At 40.6% G+C, this 26022-nt stretch carries 22 protein-coding genes; 4 read left to right on the top strand and 18 right to left on the bottom strand.

Features of this window, described 5'->3' with window-relative positions; all coding sequences use genetic code 11:
- Positions 1-65: 65 nt before the first annotated feature.
- The 11 genes from ACQY4U_RS06910 to ACQY4U_RS06860 form a co-directional block, all read right to left on the bottom strand.
- The gene (locus tag ACQY4U_RS06910; RefSeq protein WP_428328662.1) at positions 66-1463 is read right to left on the bottom strand and encodes a LysM peptidoglycan-binding domain-containing protein; all 1398 of its coding nucleotides are present in this window, start codon (positions 1461-1463) and stop codon (positions 66-68) included.
- 66 nt (positions 1464-1529) lie between these two features.
- Positions 1530-2954, bottom strand: coding sequence for an Asp-tRNA(Asn)/Glu-tRNA(Gln) amidotransferase subunit GatA (gatA, locus tag ACQY4U_RS06905; RefSeq protein WP_428328661.1), 1425 nt, complete (start codon positions 2952-2954; stop codon positions 1530-1532).
- Positions 2955-3061: 107 nt separating this feature from the next.
- Positions 3062-3250: a twin-arginine translocase TatA/TatE family subunit gene (gene tatA, locus ACQY4U_RS06900; protein WP_428328660.1), complete on the bottom strand. Its 189-nt coding sequence runs from the start codon at positions 3248-3250 to the stop codon at positions 3062-3064.
- Positions 3251-3285: 35 nt separating this feature from the next.
- Entirely contained in the window at positions 3286-3735 is a 450-nt protein-coding gene (locus tag ACQY4U_RS06895) for a Sec-independent protein translocase subunit TatA/TatB (RefSeq protein ID WP_428328659.1), read from the bottom strand.
- A 57-nt stretch (positions 3736-3792) separates the two neighbouring features.
- Positions 3793-5118, bottom strand: a complete 1326-nt coding sequence (locus ACQY4U_RS06890) for a murein hydrolase activator EnvC family protein (RefSeq protein ID WP_428328658.1) — start codon at positions 5116-5118, stop codon at positions 3793-3795.
- 95 nt (positions 5119-5213) lie between these two features.
- Positions 5214-6050, bottom strand: a complete 837-nt coding sequence (locus ACQY4U_RS06885; RefSeq protein WP_428328657.1) for a DUF4292 domain-containing protein — start codon at positions 6048-6050, stop codon at positions 5214-5216.
- Positions 6028-7821: a tetratricopeptide repeat protein gene (locus ACQY4U_RS06880; RefSeq protein ID WP_428328656.1), complete on the bottom strand. Its 1794-nt coding sequence runs from the start codon at positions 7819-7821 to the stop codon at positions 6028-6030. The genes ACQY4U_RS06885 and ACQY4U_RS06880 overlap by 23 nt, the downstream gene beginning before the upstream one ends.
- Positions 7822-7851: 30 nt before the next feature.
- Positions 7852-8286, bottom strand: a complete 435-nt coding sequence (dut, locus tag ACQY4U_RS06875) for a dUTP diphosphatase (RefSeq protein WP_428328655.1) — start codon at positions 8284-8286, stop codon at positions 7852-7854.
- The gene (locus ACQY4U_RS06870) at positions 8286-9806 is read right to left on the bottom strand and encodes a polysaccharide biosynthesis C-terminal domain-containing protein (RefSeq protein ID WP_428328654.1); all 1521 of its coding nucleotides are present in this window, start codon (positions 9804-9806) and stop codon (positions 8286-8288) included. Before ACQY4U_RS06870 ends, dut begins: the two co-directional genes overlap by 1 nt.
- A gap of 40 nt (positions 9807-9846) precedes the next feature.
- A complete protein-coding gene (locus ACQY4U_RS06865; protein WP_428328653.1) occupies positions 9847-10119 on the bottom strand; it encodes an acylphosphatase in 273 nt (90 codons plus the stop codon).
- Positions 10120-10241: 122 nt separating this feature from the next.
- Entirely contained in the window at positions 10242-11408 is a 1167-nt protein-coding gene (locus tag ACQY4U_RS06860) for an amidohydrolase family protein (protein ID WP_428328652.1), read from the bottom strand.
- 144 nt (positions 11409-11552) lie between these two features.
- Between ACQY4U_RS06860 and rlmN the strand changes: the two genes are divergently transcribed.
- Both rlmN and ACQY4U_RS06850 read left to right on the top strand, forming a co-directional pair.
- Positions 11553-12614 carry a 23S rRNA (adenine(2503)-C(2))-methyltransferase RlmN gene (rlmN, locus tag ACQY4U_RS06855; protein WP_428329731.1) on the top strand — a complete coding sequence of 354 codons (1062 nt, stop codon included), beginning with the start codon at positions 11553-11555 and terminating at the stop codon, positions 12612-12614.
- A gap of 25 nt (positions 12615-12639) precedes the next feature.
- The gene (locus ACQY4U_RS06850; protein WP_428328651.1) at positions 12640-13338 is read left to right on the top strand and encodes a ComF family protein; all 699 of its coding nucleotides are present in this window, start codon (positions 12640-12642) and stop codon (positions 13336-13338) included.
- Between the two features lie 27 nt (positions 13339-13365).
- Here ACQY4U_RS06850 and ACQY4U_RS06845 read toward each other — a convergent pair whose 3' ends face one another.
- From ACQY4U_RS06845 to ACQY4U_RS06835, 3 genes are all read right to left on the bottom strand, one after another.
- Positions 13366-13755 (bottom strand): response regulator, encoded by a 390-nt coding sequence (locus ACQY4U_RS06845; RefSeq protein WP_428328650.1) that lies wholly within the window; start codon positions 13753-13755, stop codon positions 13366-13368.
- 185 nt (positions 13756-13940) lie between these two features.
- Positions 13941-15227 (bottom strand): serine hydroxymethyltransferase, encoded by a 1287-nt coding sequence (gene glyA, locus ACQY4U_RS06840; RefSeq protein WP_428328649.1) that lies wholly within the window; start codon positions 15225-15227, stop codon positions 13941-13943.
- A 123-nt stretch (positions 15228-15350) separates the two neighbouring features.
- Positions 15351-16121 (bottom strand): segregation and condensation protein A, encoded by a 771-nt coding sequence (locus ACQY4U_RS06835; protein WP_428328648.1) that lies wholly within the window; start codon positions 16119-16121, stop codon positions 15351-15353.
- A 199-nt stretch (positions 16122-16320) separates the two neighbouring features.
- On the opposite strand from ACQY4U_RS06835, the gene dxs reads away from it, so the two are divergent.
- Complete coding sequence (dxs, locus tag ACQY4U_RS06830; RefSeq protein WP_428329730.1) at positions 16321-18249, top strand: 1-deoxy-D-xylulose-5-phosphate synthase; 1929 nt, start codon at positions 16321-16323, stop codon at positions 18247-18249.
- Positions 18250-18356: 107 nt separating this feature from the next.
- On the opposite strand, the gene ACQY4U_RS06825 is transcribed toward dxs, so the two are convergent.
- The 3 genes from ACQY4U_RS06825 to ACQY4U_RS06815 form a co-directional block, all read right to left on the bottom strand.
- Positions 18357-19967, bottom strand: a complete 1611-nt coding sequence (locus ACQY4U_RS06825; protein WP_428328647.1) for a gliding motility protein RemB — start codon at positions 19965-19967, stop codon at positions 18357-18359.
- A 28-nt stretch (positions 19968-19995) separates the two neighbouring features.
- Positions 19996-21132, bottom strand: a complete 1137-nt coding sequence (gene gmd, locus ACQY4U_RS06820; RefSeq protein WP_428328646.1) for a GDP-mannose 4,6-dehydratase — start codon at positions 21130-21132, stop codon at positions 19996-19998.
- 390 nt (positions 21133-21522) lie between these two features.
- Positions 21523-21762, bottom strand: a complete 240-nt coding sequence (locus ACQY4U_RS06815; protein WP_428328645.1) for a hypothetical protein — start codon at positions 21760-21762, stop codon at positions 21523-21525.
- Between the two features lie 148 nt (positions 21763-21910).
- On the opposite strand from ACQY4U_RS06815, the gene ACQY4U_RS06810 reads away from it, so the two are divergent.
- The gene (locus tag ACQY4U_RS06810) at positions 21911-25075 is read left to right on the top strand and encodes an ATP-dependent DNA helicase (RefSeq protein WP_428328644.1); all 3165 of its coding nucleotides are present in this window, start codon (positions 21911-21913) and stop codon (positions 25073-25075) included.
- A gap of 139 nt (positions 25076-25214) precedes the next feature.
- Here ACQY4U_RS06810 and ACQY4U_RS06805 read toward each other — a convergent pair whose 3' ends face one another.
- A complete protein-coding gene (locus ACQY4U_RS06805; protein WP_428328643.1) occupies positions 25215-26018 on the bottom strand; it encodes an ABC transporter permease in 804 nt (267 codons plus the stop codon).
- Positions 26019-26022: the final 4 nt, after the last annotated feature.

The following is a 26022-nucleotide window of genomic DNA, read 5'->3' as shown; positions in this document are numbered from 1 at the left end:
AACATTCAGGCAAAAAGATTAAACGAATGTAAATCCGGAATCAAACTTTCCGGATCAGGAATCAACTATCCGCGATTAATTTTGATAGTCATCCCGGGTTGTAAACGATCTTTTTTTAAGCCGTTTAACGACTTGATCTTTTCAACCGATGCCCCATCAAATTTCTCAGCTATCCCGCTAATGGTATCGCCTCTTTTTACTTTATAGGTAATGTAATTGGTATGATGGCTTGCAGCTGGTTTTTCCTCAGGCTCATCGCCTGCGCTGCTTAACTTAAGCCTTTGCCCTACTACCGCTTTGTTACTGTGCAGGTGGTTCCAAACCTTCAGGTCCTGCACCTCAATACCATAGGTATCAGCAACATCGCTTAGGGTTTCGCCACGCCTTACTTTATGATAGGCTGGTGTTTTTTCAGCCTTACTTTCGTGATAAGCTGCATAAACCGGTTGCGGTGCCACTGCCGGCATATTGGAGTTATTTAGTGCTTCGTACAGAGCAGCATACCTGTTTTTATCAATCTGCGGAATAACCAGGCGACGTGGTGCCTTTACTGTCCCGTTAACGATCTGTCTTTTGTAGGATGGATTAAGGATGGTCAGTTCCCTCAGATCAATACTTAATGCCGAAGATACTGTGCTTAAAGGCACATATTTATTTACCAAAACCGTATCTGTTTTCATCGAGAACGTACAGGCCTGCGGGATAATGTTATGCTTGCCGTAATAATTCATTACGTAAGCCACCGCAATAAATGCAGGCACATATCCGCGTGTTTCGGCAGGCAGATACTGGCGGATAGACCAAAAATCGTTTGCTCCACCAGCTTTTTCCATAGCACGCTCCACGTTGCTTTTACCACAATTGTATGAGGCTATGGCAAGCAGCCAATCACCAAACTCCTGGTAAGCATCTTTAAGGTAAGCAGCAGCAGCATAGCTGGCCTGGATAGGGTCGCGGCGCTCATCAACATAATCGTCCATGTTTAAACCATACAGCTTTGCCGTGGTAAACATAAACTGCCAAGGGCCTGTTGCACCCACTCTTGATACGGCATAAGGATCAAGTTTTGACTCTACTATTGACAGGTATTTTATTTCATCGGGGATCCCCGCATCATGAAACGCCTTTTCGTAAATAGGGAAATAATATTTTGATAAGCCCAAAACATGGCCCATTTCCTCGCGGTTGCGGGCATAAATGTCAATGTAGCTTTGTACGTATTCGTTATAATCAAGCGGAATATCTTTTTTTATAGAGTCAAGACGTCGCTTGAACATGCCGCTCTGGCTGGTAAGCGGAGCTGGAGTATTAATTACCGGTACTATTACCGTATCGGCATAGTTTTGCCCCATTAACTGACCACTTTGCAGCATTGCCGATGCTTTAACATCAGCCGGGCAAAAGGCGGCAGTAATTATCTGGAGTGAAAATAAACAGAGCGAAAGCGTAAATATTCTCTTCATTCTTTAGATTTTATTTAACTAAGCGAATGCTGTTTAGCAGGATATTTTACTAAAATATTAAATTTTTTATAGTTCAAGGAAATATTTAGCAAAATTTAACAGCTCCTGCTCCCCAAAATGCTTGGTTAACAATTGTAAACCTAACGGTAATCCCTTACTATTATTGCCTGTAGGCAACGATATGGCGGGTGCGCCGGTTAATGAAGCTTGTACGGTAAATATGTCAGAAAGATACGTTACAACCGGATCCTTCTCTTTTTTGCCCAAATTAAATGCAGGCTCGGGAGCGGTAGGGATCAGTATAAAATCGTACTCTTTTAAAATCTCCTCTGTTTTTTCCCTGATCAGCCTGCGTACTTTTTGTGCTTTGGCAAAATAAGCATCGTAATAACCTGCGCTAAGCACAAATGTACCCAGCATTATACGTCGTTTTACCTCTTTACCAAAACCTTCGGAACGTGATTTTTTATAAGTAGACAATAGATCGACAGCATTAGGACTGCGATAACCATAATGCACCCCATCATACCTGGAAAGATTTGATGATGCCTCGGCCATGGCCAAAATATAATAGGTAGGCACCAGGTACTCTAACAATTCAAAAGCAATAGGTTTAACGGTATGCCCTTCGGCCCTTAGTTTATCAATATATTTTACCAGCGTATCCTTAACCTCGGCGTTTACACCAGGGCTTGACAACGCTTCCTGCAAATAAGCTATTTTTTTAAGCCCCGGTTTTTTAATATTATTGCTGAATGAGGGTACTTCCACATTGGCTAATGTGCTATCGTAAGCATCAGTACCTGCCATTATCTCTAATAATAATGCAGCATCCTCTACTGATCTTGTTATAGGACCAACCTGGTCAAACGATGAGGCATAAGCAATAATACCATGCCTTGAGATGCGGCCATAAGTTGGCTTTAAACCAACCAACCCACAGAACGATGCCGGTTGCCTTACCGAACCACCTGTATCAGTACCTAAAGCCGCATGACACATACCGGCTTGTACAGCAACTGCTGAACCACCTGATGAACCACCCGCAACCTTTGTTTGATCGGCATGATTTTTTACCGGGCCGAAATAAGAATTTTCGTTAGATGCACCCATTGCAAACTCATCGCAGTTACAACGACCTATAATCACTGCATCTTCGGCAAGTAAACGTTCAACTACGGTTGAGGAGTAAACAGAGGTGAAACCCTCTAAGATTTTTGATGAGGCATTAACTTTATGCCCTTTGTAGCAAATATTGTCTTTAATTGCAATAACCATCCCGGCAAGCCTGCCTGCGGTACCCTGTTTAATGCGGGCATCCACCTGTTTGGCATTAGCCAGGGCTTCGTCACCAAATACTTCGTTAAAAGCATTAAGATGGGTGTTTGAAGCTATTTTAGCTAAATAGCCTTTTACCAGTTTCTCAACTGTAGTCTTCCCAATTGCAATCTCACTCTTTATCTCGTGTAAAGAGGCATAAGATTTAGTCATGGGGCTAAAATAAAAAACTTATCCGTTGAATGTGAAATTATCAACAGATAAGTTTGAAATATTATAAATAAAGGGGCAGGGTTAAATAAATTAACCCGGCTTACAACCTAAACTTTAGGTTTTTCTTCAGTACTTGTAGTTGTAGAGCCAGTATTGCTTTCGCCGTTCTGAGCGTCTTTAAACTCTTTCATGCCTTTGCCTAAACCTTTCATAAGTTCAGGAATTTTTTTACCGCCAAACAGTATTAAAATTGCAATGATGATCAGAATAATTTCTGGTGCGCCTAATCCACCCATGATTTTTTAAGTTTTATGTTATGTTTATATTCTTATTACGAATTTTTTGTTGATTCAGTTTTTGTCAAATCAATATGTGAAATATCATGCGTTGTTGCCGGGGCCTCTTCTGCATGTGTTTCAACAGCACGCTCATTAATTACCGGGTTAGGGTTTTCAATAAACTGCATGGTACCTGAAACCGGCTGATGAGCCTCCAATAAGGCTTCGCTTGATTCAGGAGCAGGATTAAGTGCAGTTTGCTGTGCGGCAGCTGCAATCTCGTCCATTTTCTTTTCTTCTCTTTTTTCCTCGTAACTATTGATCTGGTTATTGATCTCACGTTTTACACCTTCTGATGCATCCTTAAAATCACGGATCCCCTTACCTAAGCCCCTGGCAATTTCTGGCAGTTTTTCGCCACCAAACAGCAAAAGCGCCACAAATACAATAAGCACCATCTCCGATGAACCTATGTTCAAAAATAACAAAACTGAACTATGCATACGGTTTATTAATTAAAGCCTACAAATATAGACAATTTAAAATTTATAAAGTTTAATCTAATTTGACACCAGCCAAATTTTAGGGTTAACCGGCACCTTACCTTTATACAGTGCAAAATTAACTATTGCTTCCCCAGTTGATGAATCAGTAGCCACAGTACCAATAACTTGTTTGGTACTTACCTTTTGTCCATCGCTTACGCTAACGGATTTAAGGTTAGAGTATGCTGTAAAATACTCACCATGTTTTATAACCACCAGCCATGTACCCAATACGTTTATAATGCTGGATACCTCGCCCTGGAAAACTGCCCTTACCGAAGCGCCCGTATTTGTTTTGATACCCCATCCGTCACTTTCGTTCTTGATGCCTACATTATCATAATAAATACCAAAACCCTGCTTAATGCTGCCTGCTGCAACCGGCCAAGGCAATGATCCCTTATTCCCCAAAAAGTCGCTTGATAGTTTGGCGGCCTCTGGTGTTGCATTCAAAACTTCACGATCGCTTGAGTTTTTAGTTATCGCTTTTATTTTAGGAATATATACTTCCTTGGTATCTGCTTTCTCAGCGCGTTCTGCTTTGGCCTCTGCTGCTTTTCTTGCTGCGGCTGCCCTTGCCTCTGCCCTGGCTTGTTCTTCGGCCTTGCGCCTTGCTTCTTCTATCTCCCTGCGGATGGCATTACTAATCTCCCGATTGGTTCTGCTTATCTTTTTTTGTACATCCTGCTGCTGCTGTTTCAATAAGCCTTCGTGCTTTGAAAGATCAGCTACCACCTGTACTTGGGCATTTTTTTCTTCGCCCAGTGTTTTTTTCTCTTTTTCCTGGTCAACTAACAGGTTACTTTTTTCCTTTTTGTTTTTATCCAGTTCGCCAATTTTAACATGCAGCTCACCTTGCGTTTCCTGTATGTATTTAGCCTGTCGTTCGCGATAGGTTCCTATTTGTTGTAAGTACTTTAAACGCCTGTAAGCCTGGTTAAAATCTTTTGCGGCAAAAATAAACATCAGTTTATTATAGGCGCTTTGGTTACGGTAGGTAAATAATACCATTGCCGCATACTCCTTTTTTAACTGATCTAACTGCGATTGTAAACTACGTACGGAATTATTGCTCTCAGAGATTTGATTATCTAAGTTTCTTACCTCCGAATTTATATTATTGATCTTTTCTTCGCGAATACCTATTTGCTGCTTTAATAAGTTTAACTGTTTTAAAGTAGTCTTTTTATTATTTGATGTTTCCTGATACTCATGGTTTAGCTGATCTAACTGCTGCGTCAATACTTCGCGCTGATGTTTTAATTCAGCGCTGCTTTGTGCGTGTGCACTTACTGCTATAAAAACAAAAAGTGCAAATAGTGCCGCTTTAAAAAATTTCATTAACCTGCTTTAGTTGTCAGTCGCTAAACTGAACGTACACAAAAATATGTTAGTTATGTATTATGGCAATATAAATACCTAAATCTAATGGTAATTTAATCTGCCGGGCTGTACCTTGACGGAATGCTGAACGGATATTCGAGCGGTTGATCAAAGTCGGCCTTTATATAATGCAAATTAACCTGTATTTTTTTATCTTTCACTGCAGATGCCATATCTATTTGTGATGGAATGATCCTGTTGGTAGTCTGGATGAACGCTGTATTGGTAACCAATAACGATTGCCCGGCTGTTTGGTTGTTTAAATTAGTTTGCGTAGCCTTCATATCAGCACCTATAATAAGTTTGTAAACCATGCCCTGCAAACTGCCCGATAAGGTGGTATTACCGTTCAGGGTTTGAAAATCACTGTTCTCGTTCAATAATTCAGGTACTGCATTGCCTATCAATAGTGATTCAAGCGTTTTATAATTTACCTGCCTGCCGGTAAATTTATAAATATAACTAAATGGCTTGCGCACATAAAGGCTTTGCAAACGGTTTATCAGCATAATGCTATCGGGCGTAATTAGTGCCCGGGCTACTTCAATCCCTGCAATAGCTGTAACTGAAACCCAAATTTTCTGATCCTTTTTGATGCGGATATTTAAGGTAACATCGTTACTGCTGTTACCCATATCGAGCTTGGTATGTGCCTTACCCGAAAAGGTATTGAAATTGGTTTGCCTGCTTTTTATAGCATTAAGCTTAACCGCTTTGGTATCTACAGGCTTAACCACTGTACTATCTACAGCCACCCTTTTTACAATGGCCTGTTTTTTTGCTTTACAGCTGCATATAAGCAGCAAACCGCATACCGACAGTAATTTTATGCTGCCCAATACCTGTGATGCGTTTTTATATAAAACCTTATTCAATGTATTTCTTTTCATTTATTTTCCGTTCCAATAGAGGCGACTGGTCACCGTTTGACTTAGCTTTTTTCCAATTGTCAACTGCTCCCTCAATATTCCCCAGATAAAACAATATGTCGCCATAATGTTCGGCCTTGGTTGCACTTTTAGTTTTATCATCGGCCAGCGCTTTTTCCATCCAGGTTTTAGCATCAGCATAGTTTTTTTGTTTAAACAATATCCAGGCGTAAGTATCCTCAAACGATGCATTATTAGGTTGCAGATCGTTAGAGTGTTTTGACATTTTAGCCGCTTTATCAAGCTGCTCGCCCCTTAGCGACAAATAATAAGCATAATTATTTAACGTGAATACATTGTCCGGATTGTAGCTCAAAGCCTTTTCATAAGCATCGTCGGCGCTTTTGTTATCCTTTAAATCGTGGTAACAATCGCCCAATGTGGAAAAGCTTTGGGAAAGCAGCTCCTTATCCTGGGTTTCTAACTCGGTTGCATTTTTAATATACCCCACGGCTTTATTAACATCCTTTTTCTGTAAATAAGCTACGCCTACCAGGTAATTCATCCAGGCCTGGTTAGGGAAAAGCGACAGTGAGTTTTCGCCATCTTTAATGGCGCCATCCATATCATTATCGCCCAATTCAATCCGTACCAACTGCTCCTGCACTTCATAAACCTGGCTGTTAAGCGCTACCGATTGTTTATAGGCAATCTTGGCATCCTTCAATTTTTCGTTTTGCAGCAGCATATCGCCATAAATGGCAAAAGCACGGGCATCACTGGGGTAAGTTTTTGTAAGTATGCGGCTCAGATCAAGTGCACTGGCTTTGGCATTAGGATCAGGAAATTTAGGCAGATAGCCTAAAATGATCTTTAGTTTTTGCTCTATATCAACATCAGGAATGGCAAATGCAAGCGTAAGCTGGTCATAACTGGCTTCGTAATTTTTTTTATCCCGGTAAATATCAGCAAGCGCTAAATGGACCAAGCCGCTGTTAGGGTCAATCTTTTCGGCAGTTTGCAGGGTTTTAAAAGCTTTATCGTTAAAATTATTGGCACTGTAAAGCTGCGCCAAAAACAGGTAATATTTTATTTGCGATGGATTAGCGGCTATCATTTGCTCTAACTGCTTAGCTGCCAAATCAACCTTACCTTGTTTAAGGTATATTTTTTGACGGTTAGCTAAAAGATCATCAGAGGGGGCTGTTAACGCTTCTATTTGAGCATAAACCTGCAATGCCTCATCATACCTTTGCTGAATAAAAAATGCATTGGCTTTATCATAATAGTAATCCGCTTTATCTGGGTTTAACCTTATTAACTCGTTAAATACATTTTCAAGCTTGGCTATTTCATTGTTTTTCTCGTAGCAATCGGCAAGGGCTGTCCAGTACCATTCATTATCCTGGTTAACGGTCACAGCCTTTTCAAGCAGTTGCTGGGCATCGGCATAATTATTTTTTGTGCGCTTAATTATAGCCAGTTCATAAAGCGAGGCATCGTTTGAGGGATCGATCTGGATCACCCTTTCTAAAAACTCCGAAGCAAGGGTGAGGTTTTCCACTACTTTTTCGCGCAGGGCCGAAAAGAAAAGCTGTTTCACCACCTGGCTGTCCATTGAGGTCATGGGCCGGCCAACAACCATTACAACCGGATTGCTTTTGCTTTTATCCTGCGCAAAGGCCGTATCAGAAAAAGACAGAAAAACAGAAACAAGAATAAACGCACCAAGTACTGACCGTACCGCGGCAATATTCATTAGTGTTCCATATTCAAATCTTTTATTGTTCATATAGTTTTATGGGTGCTGTTTAGTTTGATGTTAACCTATGCCGGTATGGCCATAACCGCCTTCGCCCCTTTGGGTTTCGTTTAAGGTTTCCACCTCTTCCCACACGGCTCTTTCGTGGCGGGCAATTACCATTTGGGCAATCCGGTCGCCGGTATTGATCTCAAAATGCTGCTCCGAATAATTGATGAGCAAAACCTTTATTTCACCACGATAATCGGCATCAATGGTTCCGGGCGAATTAACTATGCCTATACCATGTTTAAAAGCCAGGCCGCTCCTTGGGCGAATCTGCGCTTCAAAGCCTTCGGGCAGTTCAATATACAGGCCGGTTGCAATTAGTTTGCGCTCCATAGGCTTCAGCATAACTCTTTCGTCCAGATCGGCACGCAGATCCATCCCGGCAGCATGCAGGGTTTCATAGGCCGGTAAAGTATTTTTTGATTTGTTGATTATCCTGATCTTCATTACCTCTTAAATATAGCCCTTAAATTTTTACCCTCAAAATAAAGAGCAATTAATACAAACAACAGGAACAGCGCATTCCCTACAAATATATTCCTGTTAAAAACATAGAACGATAAGTAAACGATTACAGCTGCTGAAATAATATAGGCAAGATTTTTTTTAAGATTATAAGGTATTGGATAATTACACTGGCCCCACATATATGAAAACAACATCATGGTGGCATATGCTATAAATGATATCCAGGCTGATGCCATATAACTGTATTTAGGAATCAGGATATAGTTTAAAATAATAGTTAATACAGCACCTATACCTGAAATATACAGGCCATATTTTGTTTGATCAGAAAGCTTATACCACACGGAAAGATTCATGTAAATACCCAGGCTTAAATAACCGAACAGCAAAGGCGGAACAACACCCAAGCCAGACCAATAAATATTAGCTACCATCTGGTTATGAACCAGGTGTGTTTGCTTACCTACTATAATAAGGGCCAGAAAGTTCACATTAGCTATAAGGCCCACGCAGATAACAGCTACGGTAATCACAAAATAATTCATTATGCGGGCATAAGTTTCGCCCGAGTTTTTATTTTTTGCATGACTGAAAAAGAAAGGTTCTGCCCCGAGCCTGAAAGCCTGCACAAAAAGGCTTAGAAACAGCGCGATTTTTGCACAAGTACCATAAATACCCACTTGCTGATCGCTAATGGTTTGCGGAAGCATGTGCTTTAACATCACCTTATCTAACGACTCATTGATGATGAACGAGATATTAGCAATAAGTATAGGCCAGCTGTAAGTAAACATTTCGCTGAACATCGAAAAATCAAACTTTAGCCTAAGCTTTATAATCTCGGGTAATAATAAAAATATGGTTAATATGCTTGCGGTTGCATTGGCAAAAAACACATAGCCTACCCAATGTGGCCTGTACCAGCCCGATAACCATTGTGCGCCAACCAAATTATGCTTAATAATAAATGGGATACCAAACAGGAAAAATAAGTTAAACGCCATTACAAATAAGATGTTGACGCATTTTATTACCGCATATTTAACCGGGCGCCCGTCGGCACGTATTTTCGCAAATGGAATTACACAAAAAGCATCGGCAACCAATATAACCAGGAAGCTTTTAACATAAAAAGCATAATCAGCATGATCCTTAACTACACCGGCCTGCATGTAATTGATGATCTGATCTAAAAATAAAAGACAAAAAAGCAAAAACACTAAAGATATTGCTATAACAACGCCAAACGCATTATTATAGACCTGTTGCTTATTATCTCCTCTTTTTTGCAGATACCTGAAATAGGTAGTTTCCATACCAAACGCAAGGATAGCATTCACAATGGAAGCATTACCATACATGGCAGTGAATACACCATTGCCGCCCACAGGGAGTGTGCGTGTATAAATTGGTGTTAGAACAAAATAAATCATCCGGGAAATAATGGTACTTAAACCATATATGGCCGTTTGCCCGGCAAATTTTTTAGCGGTTGACAATACTAAAAGGTATTAATAGTGAAAGTTTAAGCAGTAAAAACTACTTTTTTACAACCTCAAAATTACGATAGTTTTTCAATTCGCCTTCATGGCTTTCAACAGAAGTTACTTCGGCACCTTGGGGGCCTTCGTTGCACCATTCCATAAAAAGCTCAATAATCATATCACTTCCTTCGGCAGCAATGGAAACATCACCATTGGGCTCGTTTTTAACAAAGCCCTTAACGCCTAACTGATCGGCAACGGCCTTGGTTGATAGCCGGTATTGAACGCCCTGTACCTTGCCTTTTATAGTAATATCGAAGTGTTTCATTAATTATTAAAATATAATGCAAAGTTAAACCCTGAAAAGTAAGAAGTTATTTAAAATTGACATTTAGTTTGTAACTATTCATCAGCAACGCAAAGTATTGCACCGCTACCGAAGTAATGTTGTTAAATCAACTTTTTTACTTTGGTTTCGGGGGTAATCTTTAAACCGTCAAGGCCGGTTATCAGGTTAAGGCCCGGGGTTTTGCCAGGTTCAATGGTGCCTTTTTCATCAGCAATACCTAAATATTCAGCACCGTTAATGGTACCCCATTCAATCAGCTGGGCGGTGCTTAAAGCTGGGAATTTGTCCTGCAATACGCGCATCTCACTTAAAATACAAAGCTTATTATTAGATGCAAGGCTATCGGTACCTAATGTTAGGTTATACCCCTGCCCTACAAAAAGTTCAACCTTTGGTACCCGGCCTTCAATATACAAATTGGCATTTGGGCAAAAGCAGAAGTGTATTTTACGGTCAAACCGTTTTATAAAGTAAATATCTTTTAAGTTGGTGCAGGTATTATGCACCAGCAATATATCCTGCTTACTGGTAAGTAATGGTATAACCGATTGGATGGAGTTACGCGCTTGCGGTTTAAAATGGGTAATATCCATACCGAAGGAAGCATAGAGATCGTTAAAACTCCCAAGTTTATAGCGGTAAAACTTGTTTTCGTCCTCGCACTCCTGGTTGTGCATACTGATCAGGTTGTGGCCCGTATCACTATACTTTTGGATCAGTTTAAACAACTCTTTCGAAACCGAATATGGGGCATGCGGCGTAATTGAGCACGACATTGGCTTAAACTCATTTAACAAGGCTAATGCCCTGTCGAACGTTTCAGCTGCCTTGTCTGGCAAAAAGCCAAAGGTTTCAATAAAACTATGGTAGTATAACTTACTCTTTTCCTTTATAGGGATGCTGATATTGGTATTTGAAATATCGCCCACGGCAACAATACCATTTTCGTACATTTCATTATCGGCTTTTAAAGCTTCGTCGAGTACAAAAGCGGGGTCGGCCCCTCTAAACTTTTGTACATCCATAATAAAATTGACCAAACCGGTGCGTGGGGTAAGCTTAGCCTTTAGATGCGAAAGCTCCAAATGGCAATGCGTATTGATAAACCCGGGGCAAATAATACCACTCAGATGTTCGGGGGGAGGTGCATTAATAGCTACTGTATCAGCAATGGAAATTATCTTTCCACGGTCATCAACAGTTACTATTCCGTTTTTAATTGGATCGGCACAAACAGGGAAAACGTAATCGGCTCTAAAACTTTTCATTCAAGTATAAATAACACTTCTCGTACATCCTTTGTTAAACAAATCCAACTTTATAAATACACTTAACTTTTAGTTATTGTTTTAAATATAAACGAATGTCATTTAAAAAAGATAGTTTTTTAAATTTTGTACCTTTGTATCGTGATTAATACAAAAGATAAAATAGATATCCGCAGTTTAAGCCTGGATACCTTACAGCAACATTTCGTCCGTATGGAGGAAAAGGGCTTCAGGGCGAAACAGGTTTATGAGTGGCTGTGGAAGAAATCATGCTTTTCTTTCGACGAGATGAGTAATATTTCAAAAGAACTGCGGGCTAAACTTGACGAAAACTTCGTCATCAACAACGTGAAAATCCACAACTCACAGTTCAGCGCGGATAAAACTATAAAAAATTCTTTTATTTTACATGATGCGCATTTAATTGAGGGCGTTTTAATTCCAACTCCGGGCCGAATGACCGCTTGTGTATCCTCACAAGTGGGTTGCAGCTTAACCTGTAAATTTTGTGCTACAGGCTACATGGAGCGCAAACGCAACTTAAATCCAGATGAAATTTATGATCAGGTTGTACTGATTGATCAGCAGGCGCGCCAAAATTATGGTATCCCCCTATCAAACATTGTGTACATGGGCATGGGCGAGCCTTTGCTGAACTACAAAAATGTGATGGACTCTATCGAGAAGATAACATCCGAAGAGGGTTTGAACATGGCCGCCAAAAGGATCACCGTATCAACAGCGGGTATTGCCAAAATGATTAAAAAGCTGGGCGACGACCAGGTTAAGTTTAACCTGGCCCTTTCGCTGCACGCAGCAAATGACGAAAAACGAAACACCATAATGCCCATAAATGAGCAAAACTCATTAAAGGCACTGGCCGAAGCATTAAAATATTACTATGCCAAAACTAAAAACCCGGTTACTTACGAGTATATTATTTTTGATGGCTTTAATGATAACATTCAGGATGCTGTTGAATTAGCACAATTTTGTAAACACATACCCTGCAAGGTTAATATCATTGAATATAACCCCATATCGTTTGCTGCATTTATAAATGCAGGTGAGGATAAGGTAGAGGCATTTGCCGAGTATTTGCGTAAAAATAATGTTAATACGCACTTACGCCGCAGCCGTGGTAAGGATATTGATGCAGCCTGCGGACAATTAGCTATAAAAGAAGAGGCAAAAGTTTCGGAATAATAAAAAACTGCGGTACATTCATATAATGAATTTGCAACGCAGTTACTTGGCCGATTTTGTTTCGCTGCTTTTTCCTGAACTTTGTGTGGCCTGCCGCCAGAGCCTGGTAGCTAATGAGCGGTTGATCTGTACCGATTGCCGCTATAATTTACCCTTTACCAATTTTCATTTACAGCCCGACAATATTGTTGCCCGCCAGTTTTGGGGTAAACTTGATATTGAGGCAGCCTATGCACTGTATTATTTTACCAAGGGCGGAAAGGTCCAGAATTTAATGCACCAGTTTAAATACAAGGGGATGCAGCAAATTGGCAACCTGTTAGGCAACCTTGCCAGCGAGCAATTAACTAGGAACCCCATTTTTAATACGGTAGATGCTATTATACCTGTACCCCTGCATAAAAAAAGATTAAGGGAACGCGGCTACAACCAAAGCACCTGCTTTGCTGAAGGCTTAGCTCAAAAATTGAATGCACCGGTTTTGGATAATAACTTGGTACGTGTTATAAAAACAGAAACGCAAACCCATAAATCAAGGTTTGCGAGGTTTGAGAATATGCAGGAAGTGTTTACGGTTTTAAACCCGGCCCAATTAGTAAATAAACATGTTTTGCTGGTTGATGATGTAATAACCACCGGATCGACACTGGAGGCCTGCGGCGCTGAGCTTTTAAAAATTGAGGGGCTTAAGCTAAGCATAGCTACAATTGCCTATGCCGAATAATTAATGTCCTTTCACCAATCAAAATAACTAAACCTTCTGGAAAGCGCTTAATTTTTGTAACAACGATGCGGGCTCAAATGGTTTTAAGATATAATCATTCATTCCAGCTTCAAGGATCTGATCTTTTTCAGAGCTTAACATAGATGCTGTTAGCGCGATGATTGGCAATTGCTGAAAATAAGCTTCTGTTTTGGCACGGATGATCTGCGTGGCTTCAATACCGCCCATTTCTGGCATATAAACATCCATTAATACAACATCATAATTCCTGTTGCTTTCTATTTTCTCAACCGCTTGTAATCCATTTTCGGCAAAATCGGCTTTTGCACCCCATTTGGTTAATACTTTATTAATCAATAGCCTGTTTATATTGTTGTCATCAACAACAAGTACGTTTAAATTTAATGCAGTTTCCAAGGTAAATGATTTACTGTTTATACTGTAACAGCACTTTTAACGCGTGCAGCGCTTAAAAGGTTATACTATAATCCTTTTTATAGAGATGTTTTGCTGACTATTACAGCCAATAAAGGTTTTATTTTTAAACAGAACAAGCGCCGATTAGCGCTTGTTCTGTTTAAATTATGCAGACCGTGATTTTATTAATCAACGTCTTTATCGCGGTATAAAGGATGATCGTGCATTAGCTTGTGCACTTTTTTCCTTACCTTTTTCAAAGTAGTTTCATTTTCAGGATCATTGATCACATCATCAATCAGCTCAACAATCTCTTCCATATGTTTCTCTTTCAAGCCACGTGTAGTTATGGCAGCTGTACCTACGCGAATACCTGAAGTAACAAAGGGTGATTTGTCATCATAAGGCACCATGTTTTTGTTGGCAGTAATATCGGCAGCAACCAAAGCATTTTCGGCAGCTTTACCGGTAATGTTCTTATTGCGCAGATCGATCAGGATCAAATGATTATCTGTTCCGCCTGATACTATTTCGTAACCCCTGTCGGTAAAAGCCTTTGCCATTGCAGCGCCGTTCTTTTTTACCTGCAGAATATATTTCATATACTCATCGCTCAAAGCTTCGCCAAAAGCAATAGCTTTTGCAGCAATAATATGCTCCAGCGGGCCACCTTGTGTACCCGGGAAAACAGCCATATCCAATAATGATGACATCATCCTGATCTCGCCTTTAGGTGTTTTTAAGCCCCAAGGGTTTTCAAAATCCTTACCAAGCATTATCATACCACCACGCGGGCCGCGCAGGGTTTTATGGGTTGTAGTAGTAACAATATGGCAATGCGGAAGCGGATCGGCAAGTAAGCCGCGGGCTATCAGGCCGGCAGGGTGTGATATATCGGCAAGTACCAAAGCACCTACCTCATCAGCTACCTTGCGGATAAACTCATAATCCCAATCGCGCGAGTAAGCCGAAGCACCGCAAATGATCATTTTAGGTTTTTCTTTTAGAGCCACTGCTTTAAGCTGATCATAATCAACCAAGCCTGTTTCTTTTTTAACACCGTAAAAATGAGGCTGATATAATTTACCTGAAAAGTTAACCGGAGAACCATGTGTTAAGTGGCCGCCATGCGACAGATCAAAGCCTAAAATTTTATCGCCGGGCTGCAGACAGGCAAGCATTACTGCTGCATTAGCCTGTGCGCCAGAGTGTGGCTGCACGTTTGCCCATTCGGCATTAAACAATTGTTTAGCTCTTTCAATAGCTATCGTTTCAATTTCATCAACCACCTGGCAACCACCATAATAGCGTTTACCCGGTAAGCCTTCGGCATATTTATTGGTTGCTACAGAGCCTGCAGCTTCCATAACCTGCTTGCTAACAAAATTTTCAGATGCGATCAGTTCTATGCCTTCTTCCTGGCGTTCCTGCTCTTCATCCAATAGCTTAAAAATCAATTTGTCTCTTTTCATGTGATATTTAAAAACGCGGCTAAGGTAATAAAAAGGTATTAGAGGTTGAAGGTTAACGGTCAGATTTTTAAGTGTAAAAGCAGTAAAAATAGGATGGCTTGCTTAACCGACGAAAAACGCCGTTTAATTACCCGGCTGTTCTGTACCAGGCTCCCTGGTTGAGATCCAGAAGTTGTTGTACCCCAAGCCTACCTGTATATCAATCAACTCCTGTTGCAACATTTCAAGTACGGCCAAAAAATTATAAACAAAATGCACCTTATTGTCTGAACTACCTGCAATGGCCTTAAAATCCATCCGGGTGTTTATCTTCAACAGGTTTTCAATTGCTTTTTTCTGCTGCTCTATAGTATAAGGGTATTGTACTACTGTATGCTTAACCTCTTCGCTACGGTTTTGAAAACGTTTCATGAGGCGGCCATATACCACCATTAACTTGTATAAGTTAAGTTCAGATAGTTCTTCGCCGGGGGCCGGGATAACATCTGCATGTTCAATATCTACCTTTATATTACCGCGTTTTTCCTGTTTAAATCGCTCGTCTTCAAAAGGGTGCAACTCTACGCATAGTTCCTTAAATTTTTTATATTCTATCAGCTTCCTGATCAGGTCTTCTTTAGTATCTGTTTGGTCGCCGTTATCATCCGCCTCGTATCGCGGCAGTAGCATTTTAGCTTTGATACGCATCAGTGTTGCCGCCACAAAAATAAATTCGCTGGCTATTTCCATATTCAGGATGGTCATCTGGTGGATATAGTCTAAAAAATCATTGGCAATACGGGCAATGGGGATATTATGGATTTCCAGCTCATCGCGCTCAATAAAAAAGAGCAAAAGGTCAAATGGCCCTTCAAACTGGGGGAGCTTTATCTCAAAATTATCTTCGGCCATCATACGTGTTCAAAAATAAAGTTTAAAAGGAATTTTAACAGTTTAAACTGCTACAAATATTAAGGTATATTAATAATAATTTAACTTCTCTAATAATCTGACAGACTATCTGTTAGCGGGTGTAAATTATTAACCAATATTTATCATAATTTTTAGCAATAATTTGCCGTAATTTGTAAGTTAAACGATCTAATGAATGTCAATGCAGGTACCCGCCGGTAATTTATTACAAAAAATAAATGATCCATCTGATCTTAAGCAACTTAAAGAAGATGAACTAAAGCAGGTTTGCCAGGAACTTCGTCAATATATTATTGATGTTGTATCGGTAAACGGCGGGCATTTTGCGGCCAGCCTGGGCACGGTTGAATTAACCGTGGCATTGCATTATGTTTTAAACACCCCTTACGATCAGTTGGTTTGGGATGTAGGCCACCAGGCTTACGGCCATAAGATACTTACCGGCCGTCGTGATGATTTCCATACCAACCGTGTACACGGCGGGTTAAGCGGTTTCCCAAAACGTTCAGAAAGTATATTTGACACCTTTGGCGTTGGGCACTCCTCAACCTCAATCTCTGCTGCTTTGGGTATGGCCGTGGCTTCGCAATATAAAGGCGAAAACGATCGCCAGCACGTTGCAGTTATTGGTGATGGTGCCATGACAGCGGGTATGGCATTTGAAGCCCTTAACCACGCGGGTATTGAAAACTCAAACCTGCTTGTGATATTGAATGATAACAACATGTCTATTGACCCTAACGTAGGGGCTTTGAAAGAATATTTAACCGATATTACCACTTCAAAACCTTATAACCGTTTCAGGGACGATATTGCACATATCCTTACCAAGCTATCGGCAATTGGCCCTGATGCTTTTAAGATAGCGCAAAAAATAGAAAAGAGCATTAAAGGCACCTTACTTAAAAAGAGCAACTTTTTTGAGGCCCTTAAATTCAGGTACTTTGGCCCTATTGATGGGCACGACGTTGAGCACATGGTTAAGGTACTGCGCGATCTGCGCGATATTCCCGGCCCTAAGCTTTTGCATTGCATTACCGTTAAAGGTAAAGGTTACGCCCTTGCCGAAAAGGATCAAACCAAATGGCATGCGCCCGGCTTATTTGATAAGATAACCGGAGAGATCAAAAAAACAAAATACGATAAGCCACAGCCACCAAAATACCAGGATGTATTTGGTATAAGCATTATTGAGCTTGCGGAGCAAAACCCTAAAATAATGGGTATTACGCCTGCAATGCCATCGGGCTGTTCATTAAACCTGATGATGAAGGCCATGCCAAACCGGGCATTTGACGTAGGTATTGCCGAGCAGCATGCCGTAACATTTTCGGCAGGATTGGCATCGCAGGGCCTGGTGCCTTTTTGCAATATCTACTCCAGTTTTATGCAAAGGGCTTATGACCAGGTGATACATGATGTGGCCATACAAAACCTTAACGTGGTATTTTGTTTAGATCGCGCCGGACTTGCCGGTGCTGACGGACCAACGCACCACGGTGCTTATGACCTTGCTTTTATGCGCTGCATACCTAACATGACCATTTCGGCACCGATGAACGAGGAAGAACTGCGCAACCTGATGTTTACAGCACAGCAGGAAAACATGGGGCCGTTTGTTATCCGCTATCCGCGTGGCAATGGTGTTATGGTTGACTGGCAGCGCCCGTTCAAAGCTATTAAAGTTGGTAAAGGCCAAAAAATATGCGATGGTGAAGAAGTTGCCATTTTATCAATAGGTACCATAGGTAATGAAGTTGTAAAAGCAACTGCCGACCTGAATACGGAAGGTTATTACCCGGCACATTACGATCTGCGCTTTGTGAAACCATTGGATGAAGCATTGCTGCACGAAGTATTCAAGAAATTCAGCAAGGTAATTACGGTAGAAGATGGTTGCCTGGAAGGTGGAATGGGTAGTGCAGTACTTGAATTTATGGCCGATAATAACTATAAATCGCAAGTGGTACGTTTAGGTATCCCCGACCATATTATTGAGCACGGCGACCAGCCCGAACTGTGGGCCGATTGCGGTTACGACGCTAATAGCATTGCCGCGCAGGTTAAAAACTTAGGCATCAAACAAAACAAGCATATTATCGCTTCATAATTTTTAAGATTTACCTAACGGGAATTGGATTATTACTATACAAAAAATGCCTTTCCAAAACGGAAAGGCATTTTTTGTATAGATGCTTTTGTATTTCAATAAATCGATTAGTGATTTTTATAGCTAACCAGATCGTTATAAATATTGCGGAATGAACTGCGCAGGCCAATGGTAAGCATGGTAGTTTTATCATTAAACTGGCTGTTTTTATCATCTCTAACCATTGCACCTATTTCAATCCGTAAATTATATTTAGGGTTAAGCAGGTAAGCTACTTTACCTTCGGCATAGATCATATTGGTAGTTAAGCCCTGTCCTGTATAATTACCCAATAGTTTTACCGGGTTAACATAATCCTGAAAAGGATCTTTACCATAGTTCTGGCCGTTAATATCTAAACCATAGTGCCCATAATCCAGCTCGCCCGAAAAATCAAATCGTTTGTACGAATAATTTAACAAAGCAACTGCTTCCCTAAAGTTGGCACCCCAGGGATGAGCTAAAGGCTCGCCATTCTCAGCATAATTGATGATAGGGCCACGCTCCGAATAAGTATATGGTTTAGCATTATTGGTTTCAACCAAATAATTTAAACCCTGAACATTGAAGAGGTTTGCCCCTCTGAAACCAATTTGCCAGGCATATTTATTACGTGAACTACCATTGCTCGAAAAGAAATTCTTTGACTCAAACTCGTCCAGCGCAAACTGACCGTAAACAGTTATACCATCTGTAATTTTATACTTACTTGTAAAACCAATCAGGGCATTATCAGGCGAGCCGTTTGATGCCTCCAACGGGCGCAGGAATGTTATCGGGTTTAAGTAGCTAAACTCAAAGCCGCGCGAGTGCCCCAATTCGTCCTTGCTGTAGCCAATAACGGCATCAAAAAAACCAACGGAGAAACGGTTAGTAACGTTCCAGTCCAGGTAATGAAACACGCCCCATTTTTTCTGATTGTTGCCGTTGGCATCTAAATCAATAGGATCATTAAAGCTGGCATACATGGCCATGTAGCGTACATTACCCAACGTGGCCGTTAATTTAAGAAATGGATAAGGCGAAGCGTAATCAGACAATAACTCCGAACGGTAGCCATCGCCTATAAAGGTTTTATCACGCCCTGCGGTAATATTCAGAAATTTGACCGGGGTATATGATACAGTTGCGGTTATATATTTCCAATCGTAACCATTGGTTTTATAAATTTTAGCATAAGCCTGCCCAGGTATTATGCCAACCTGGTTAATATAGGTTGACAGATAATCAGGCAAAACAGCACTGCTAAGGTAACCTGATACATTGTAAGATAATTTATTGCTTACTGTACCGCCAATTTGCGCCCCGAGGGAAGTGGTACTGGTAGTAAGCTTGCCTGAAAAATCTCGGCCAATGTCAAAATCAGGCAATAGATCGGCATAAAAAGTGGAGTTGTGGCTTTTTATATCAATCAAATGCTCATTAAATATTTTGTTATAGCCCCAGCTATGTGGTTTACCATCGGCACCATAATTCATCAATGAATCGTAATGATGCTTCAACAATGAATCATCAACAAAAATGGGCTTCATCGAAGAGTGTTCGCGTGTTTTTGTTGAATAAATGTCCTGATCCAGCTTTTGATAAAACTGATACGAATAAGGTTGATACACCGATTGCGAACGCGCTGCACCGGCAATTAAAAACAGCAGTATTATAGTGGTAAATATTTTCTTCATAAGTAGGTTGAAAATTGTATTAATATTTTTATTCGAAATAATTAAGGGTTTTAAATCCACCCTTTTTTAAATAGTCGTCTTTTTTTATCAGATGCAAATCAGCCTGCATCATATCATTAACCAAAGCCTGCAAATCATATTTAGGCACCCAGCCTAATTTCTCTTTAGCTTTTGTTGCATCCCCTATCAATAGCTCAACCTCAGTAGGCCTGAAGTATTTGGCATCAACCTTTATCACCGTTTGGCCAAACCTCAGTGCCTCACTGTTTAAGCCTAACTCGTTAACCCTTTGCTCGTCAATATCAATTATTACGCCGCGTTCATTTTCGTCCTTACCACTAAACTCAACCTCAATACCCAGCTCATTAAAGGCCATTTTTATAAAATCGCGTACGGTAGTGGTTACACCTGTTGCAATCACAAAATCTTCGGCAGTATCCTGTTGCAACATCAGCCACATAGCCTCTACATAATCCTTTGCGTGGCCCCAGTCGCGTTGAGCCGACAAGTTACCTACATACAGGCAATCCTGCAAACCCATTGCTATTTTTGCAGCGGCACGCGTAATTTTACGGGTAACAAAAGTTTCGCCGCGAATAGGGCTCTCATGGTTAAACAGGATGCCATTGCAAGCATACATTTTGTAGGCTTCGCGATAGTTTACAATTATCCAGTAACCATATAGTTTAGCCACCGCATAAGGCGATCGTGGATAAAAAGGAGTAGTTTCTCTTTGTGGTACTTCCTGCACCAAACCATAAAGCTCAGAGGTTGAGGCCTGGTAAATGCGTGTTTTTTGTGTCAGGTTCAGTAACCGTACGGCTTCTAATATCCTTAACACGCCAACACCATCGGCATTGGCCGTATATTCGGGGGTATCAAAGCTAACTTTTACGTGGCTCTGCGCAGCTAAATTGTAAATCTCATCAGGCTGTATTTCCTGTACCAGGCGAATCAGGTTGGTGGAGTCGGTCAGGTCGCCGTAATGAAGTTTAAACTTCACGCCAATATCATGTGGATCATGGTAAAGGTGATCAATACGCGCCGTATTAAACAGCGATGACCGTCTTTTAACACCATGCACTTCATAGCCCTTTTTCAGCAGAAACTCTGCCAAATAAGCACCATCCTGCCCTGTAATACCGGTTATTAAAACTACTTTCATTAATAGTAGGGTCAAATGCCTATCTAATTACAATATTATCCAATTTAATTGTAATTGTGGGTATTTAGGGTAACCGAGATTAATTTTTCTTTTAGATTTTATAAATCTTCACTTATGATCTGAAGCAATTTTTCAGGGTGTTGCCTATTATCCCCAAACGCGGTAACTATTAATTTTCACTTAATTTATAGAGCAGGCTAAAATGCTCCATTGCAGAAACTCTCGTATCAGAATAAATGGTAGTTGGAAAGGCTTCCGGATGCCTTAATATTACTTTGATTCTTGCGGCAGTGAGTTTAATTAATTTTTCGGCATAAGTTGTCGACCCATTCCTAATCGTCCAGTATTTTAAAATCTCACGCCTTTGCTATGCCGCAGTTTCGGTCCAAACTACTTTCCTTTTAGCCACGCAAGATCATTTTTGTCTAATTGTTCTTGAGCAATCAGCTTACCCGCCTCAATATCTTTATCGCTTAATTGAAGCATAAGTATTTGGTTTTCGGAAAGCTGGACATTACTGTTTGCCGTACTTTTTTCAACCAATTGATTTAAAGCAAGCAAATACTCTTTATTTGATATAGTGAGTAACTTATCTATTAAGCTGTTGCGCAAAGCATCAATTGTGGCCATAATTAAATTTTATATAAATATCGCAATTCAACACAATAAAAAAATAGAATTTATAAAGATTTTAAAGCTTAGTTAAATCGCATTTACTAAAATACAGCACAGCTTAGCTCTTTACATCTAACACCATCTTTGCTATCTTTACCTAACAATGAATCAATCTACCCCTCATAAATACAACGAAAAATTTCAACAGGCACTTGCCCAGCTTAACCCCGAACAACTGGCCGCTGTAAACCAGATGGATGGCCCGGTTTTGGTAATTGCCGGCCCTGGTACAGGCAAAACCCAGATATTAGCCGCCCGCATTGGTAAAATATTATTAGAAACCGATGCCAACGCGCACGAAATTTTATGCCTTACCTATACTGATGCAGGTGCTGTTGCCATGCGCAAGCGTTTATTTGATTTTATTGGGCCCGATGCTTACAGGGTTAATATATATACTTTCCACGCTTTTTGTAATGAGATTATCCAGGAGAATCTTGACTACTTTGGGAAACTGAGCCTGGAAGCATTGTCTGACCTGGAATCGGCCATGCTATTCAGGGAATTGGTTGATGAGTTTCCGAATACGCATTTATTAAAGCGCTTTACGGGCGAGGTATATTTTGAGGCACCGAACCTGAAATCTCTTTTTTCGGACATGAAAAAGGAAAGCTGGAATGAGGCAGCAATTGAAGCTGCGGTTAAAGAATACCTTGACGACCTGCCTAACCGCGAAAAATATGTTTACAAAAGAGCCAATGCCAAAACAGGCATAAAGGTTGGCGACCTGAAGCAAAAAGATATTGACAAGGTAACCGAGCAGATGAAAAAACTGTTAGCTGCCGTAAGTGAATACCGCAACTTTGATAAAAAGATGAAGGAGCGCGGTCGTTATGATTATGACGACATGATAACATGGGTATTGAATGCCTTTAGCCAAAATGAAGAGTTGTTACGCCGCTACCAGGAGCGTTACCAGTATATTTTGGTGGATGAGTTTCAGGATACCAGCGGTTCGCAAAACGAGTTGCTTAAATACATCCTGAACTATTGGGACATCCCCAATGTTTTTGTGGTTGGTGATGATGATCAGTCTATCTTTAAGTTTCAGGGTGCAAACATGAAAAACATCCTTGATTTTGCTAACGATCATGTTAAAGCCCTGCAAACTGTAGTGTTAAAACATAACTACCGGTCAAATCAGCAGATCCTCGATATATCAAAAGCCCTAATCAGTAATAACCAGGAGCGTTTAACTACGCAGCTTGCATTGGATAAAAACCTGCAGGCAGCCCACCCGCGTTTTGATAGCGGTACTGTAACGCCTGTAATAAATGAATACGAAAACCCATCGCAGGAATTGGTTGACGTGGCCATGCAGATCAAAAAGCTTATTACACAAGGCACCGAACCTGGCGAGATAGCGGTGATATACCGCAACCACAGCCAGGTGGAAGAACTGATAGCTTATTTAGATACCCAGAACATTGCTGTAAACACCAAACGTAAACTGGATATTTTTACGCTGCCATTTGGTGAGCGCATCATTAACATACTGCGCTACCTGGCAATGGAGATGGAAGCGCCATATAGCGGGGATGAACTGCTGTTCGAGATTATGCATTATGATTTTTTCGACATCCCCCCTATCGAAATTGCCAAAGCAAGTGTGGCCGTTGCTAAAGAAAACTTTTCGACCTCAAGAAACAATGAGCCCAAAACCTCGCTTCGCCGTTACATCAGCGAAATAAAAACACCTGCGCAGGCAGGCCTGTTCGATCAGCCGCAAAACCATGGAATGAAATTTCTGATCAGCGATATTGATTACCTGCTTACCTACTCAGCAAGTAATACGCTACAGCAGCTTTTTCAGCAGGTGATAGCCAAAATGGGTATCCTTAAATACATCATGATGCAACCCAATAAGGGCTGGTATATGCAGGTGCTGACCAACTTTTTTGATTTTTTAAAAGATGAAAGTCGCAAAAATCCGGAGATAAAATTAGGTGATTTAGTTGCTATGATCAAGCTGATGAAAGAAAACAAGATCAGGCTGCCCCTAAACCAGGTCATCTATTCAGACAATGGGATTAACTTTTTAACAGCACATGGATCAAAGGGGCTGGAGTTTGAGCATGTATTTTTGATCGGCAGTAATAAAAAAATATGGGATGGTAAAGGTCGCAATTATGGCTTTAGCTACCCCGATACCTTAACACAAGCACCTGATGATGAGATTGCACAAAAAGAGGAATCGCGCCGTTTGTTTTATGTAGCTATTACCCGCGCCAAACAATGCCTGTCAATTTCGTTTGCTAACAAGGATAAAAATGGCAAGGAGCAGGAAGCATCGCAATTTGTTGGTGAAATATTAGCCGATACTGACTTGCAGGTAAATCACCCTAAAGTAAGCGAAGATGTGATGACCGATTTTATAGCTATACAGTTTAGCGAAACCAACCATCCAAAGGTTGAACTACTGGATACCAACTATATCAGCCTGTTACTTCAAAATTACACGCTCTCGGTAACGCATTTAAGCAATTACCTTGATTGCCCGCTTAAGTTTTATTTTCAGTGTTTGATCAGGGTGCCATCGGGTAAAAGCCCGTCGGCTACATTTGGGCAGGCCGTGCACTGGGCCTTAAATAAGGCTTTTAAAATGCTGAAGGACGACAGTAACGAGTTTCCGCTTACTGAGGACTTCATGAAGGAGTTTAAGTGGTATATGTTCCGTAACCGCGACTCGTTTACCAAGGAAGAATTTAAATTAAGGCTGGATTATGGCGAGAAGATACTGCCTGATTATTATAACCAGAATATTGAAGTATGGAACAAAGTAGCCGTTACCGAACGCAGCATTAAAAATGTAGAAGTTGCAGGCGTGCCGATAAAAGGAAACCTGGATAAGGTTGAATTTAATGGCAAACAGGTAACCGTGGTTGATTATAAAACAGGTAAGCTAAAATACGCAAAGGATAAATTTTTGCGCCCTACAGATGACAAACCCAATGGCGGCGATTACTGGCGGCAAGCGGTATTTTATAAGATACTAATTGATAACGACCATTCCCTTGACTGGGAAGTGGTAAGTACGCTTTTTGAATTTGTTGAACCCATAAACGATGGTGAATACCACAAGGAAAAGATTGTGATAACCCCGCAGGATATTGACGATGTAACCGGACAAATAAAAACAGTATATCAAAAAATAATGGACCATGATTTTAATACCGGCTGCGGCAAAAAAGAATGCGACTGGTGCCACTTTGTAAAAAGCAATTTTAAACAGGTAGGCGATGTGATGCAGGAAGAAGAAATGGAGTAAGTTCGGCTAAATTAAAAGTAAAAATCTCTGAAATCTTCGCGCCTTTCTTAGTGCCCTTGTGGTTAATTTTACCACAAAGAGCACTAAGAATTAAAGCACAGAGCGCACAAAGAAAATATTATTTGGATGCTTTTAAACCCTATTTAACACTCTTTTTTAACACAATAAAATATCCTATTATAAAAACCACTATAGCTACCACAAGGCTAACCCAGGTTTCTTTGGTAAGCATCTCAATGGTTAATTGCGGCATAGACGGAGCATTGCCTTTTGCCTGCGTCAATGATTTCATAGCCATCATAGGGTGCGCGTAGGGGAACAGGTAAGCATATTGCCAGCCGTTTGAAGCTAAAATACTGCCGGTAATGGTACATATAAAGCCAATACCCATCGGCTTTAAAAAATCGCGGAACAAAAGGCTCAGTAAAAACTGGATAGATAATATGCCTAACGATGCCAGGAAAAATTTAAAGTACAACTGTACCAGCACACTTGCTATACTATACTCATTGAACTTTAACCCAGGCTTTAGCACGCTTAATAAATTACCAAAACCCGGCGTAAAAAGCACAAATAACGTTAAACATAAAAACAGGAGGAACAGCGCATAAAAATATTTGGCTGCATATACCGAAAATTTCGGAATTGGCAGGCTGAATAATGTTTTCCAGGTATCAGCCCTGTGCTCTATATTATTTACCGAATAGGCTATAAAAATGATGAGCATAGGCAATAATAGCAGGCCCATTATACCCAAAATGGCCCCGGCAAACTGAAACCAAAGCACCATTGCAGGTATGTGAAGCAAACGATCGCTTTTACTAAAAAAGCCTATAAACAGCAAAAGGCAAAGCAGCAGCGGTAATAAAACGGCGCTCCAAAAACCCATAGTTTTGCGGGTTTTATAAAACTCAGACCGGAATGATAGTATAAATCCTTTCATGTGC

This window comes from Mucilaginibacter sp., assembly GCF_965277465.1.
Classification (GTDB): domain Bacteria; phylum Bacteroidota; class Bacteroidia; order Sphingobacteriales; family Sphingobacteriaceae; genus Mucilaginibacter.
This window is presented reverse-complemented; position numbering and strand designations above follow the sequence as displayed.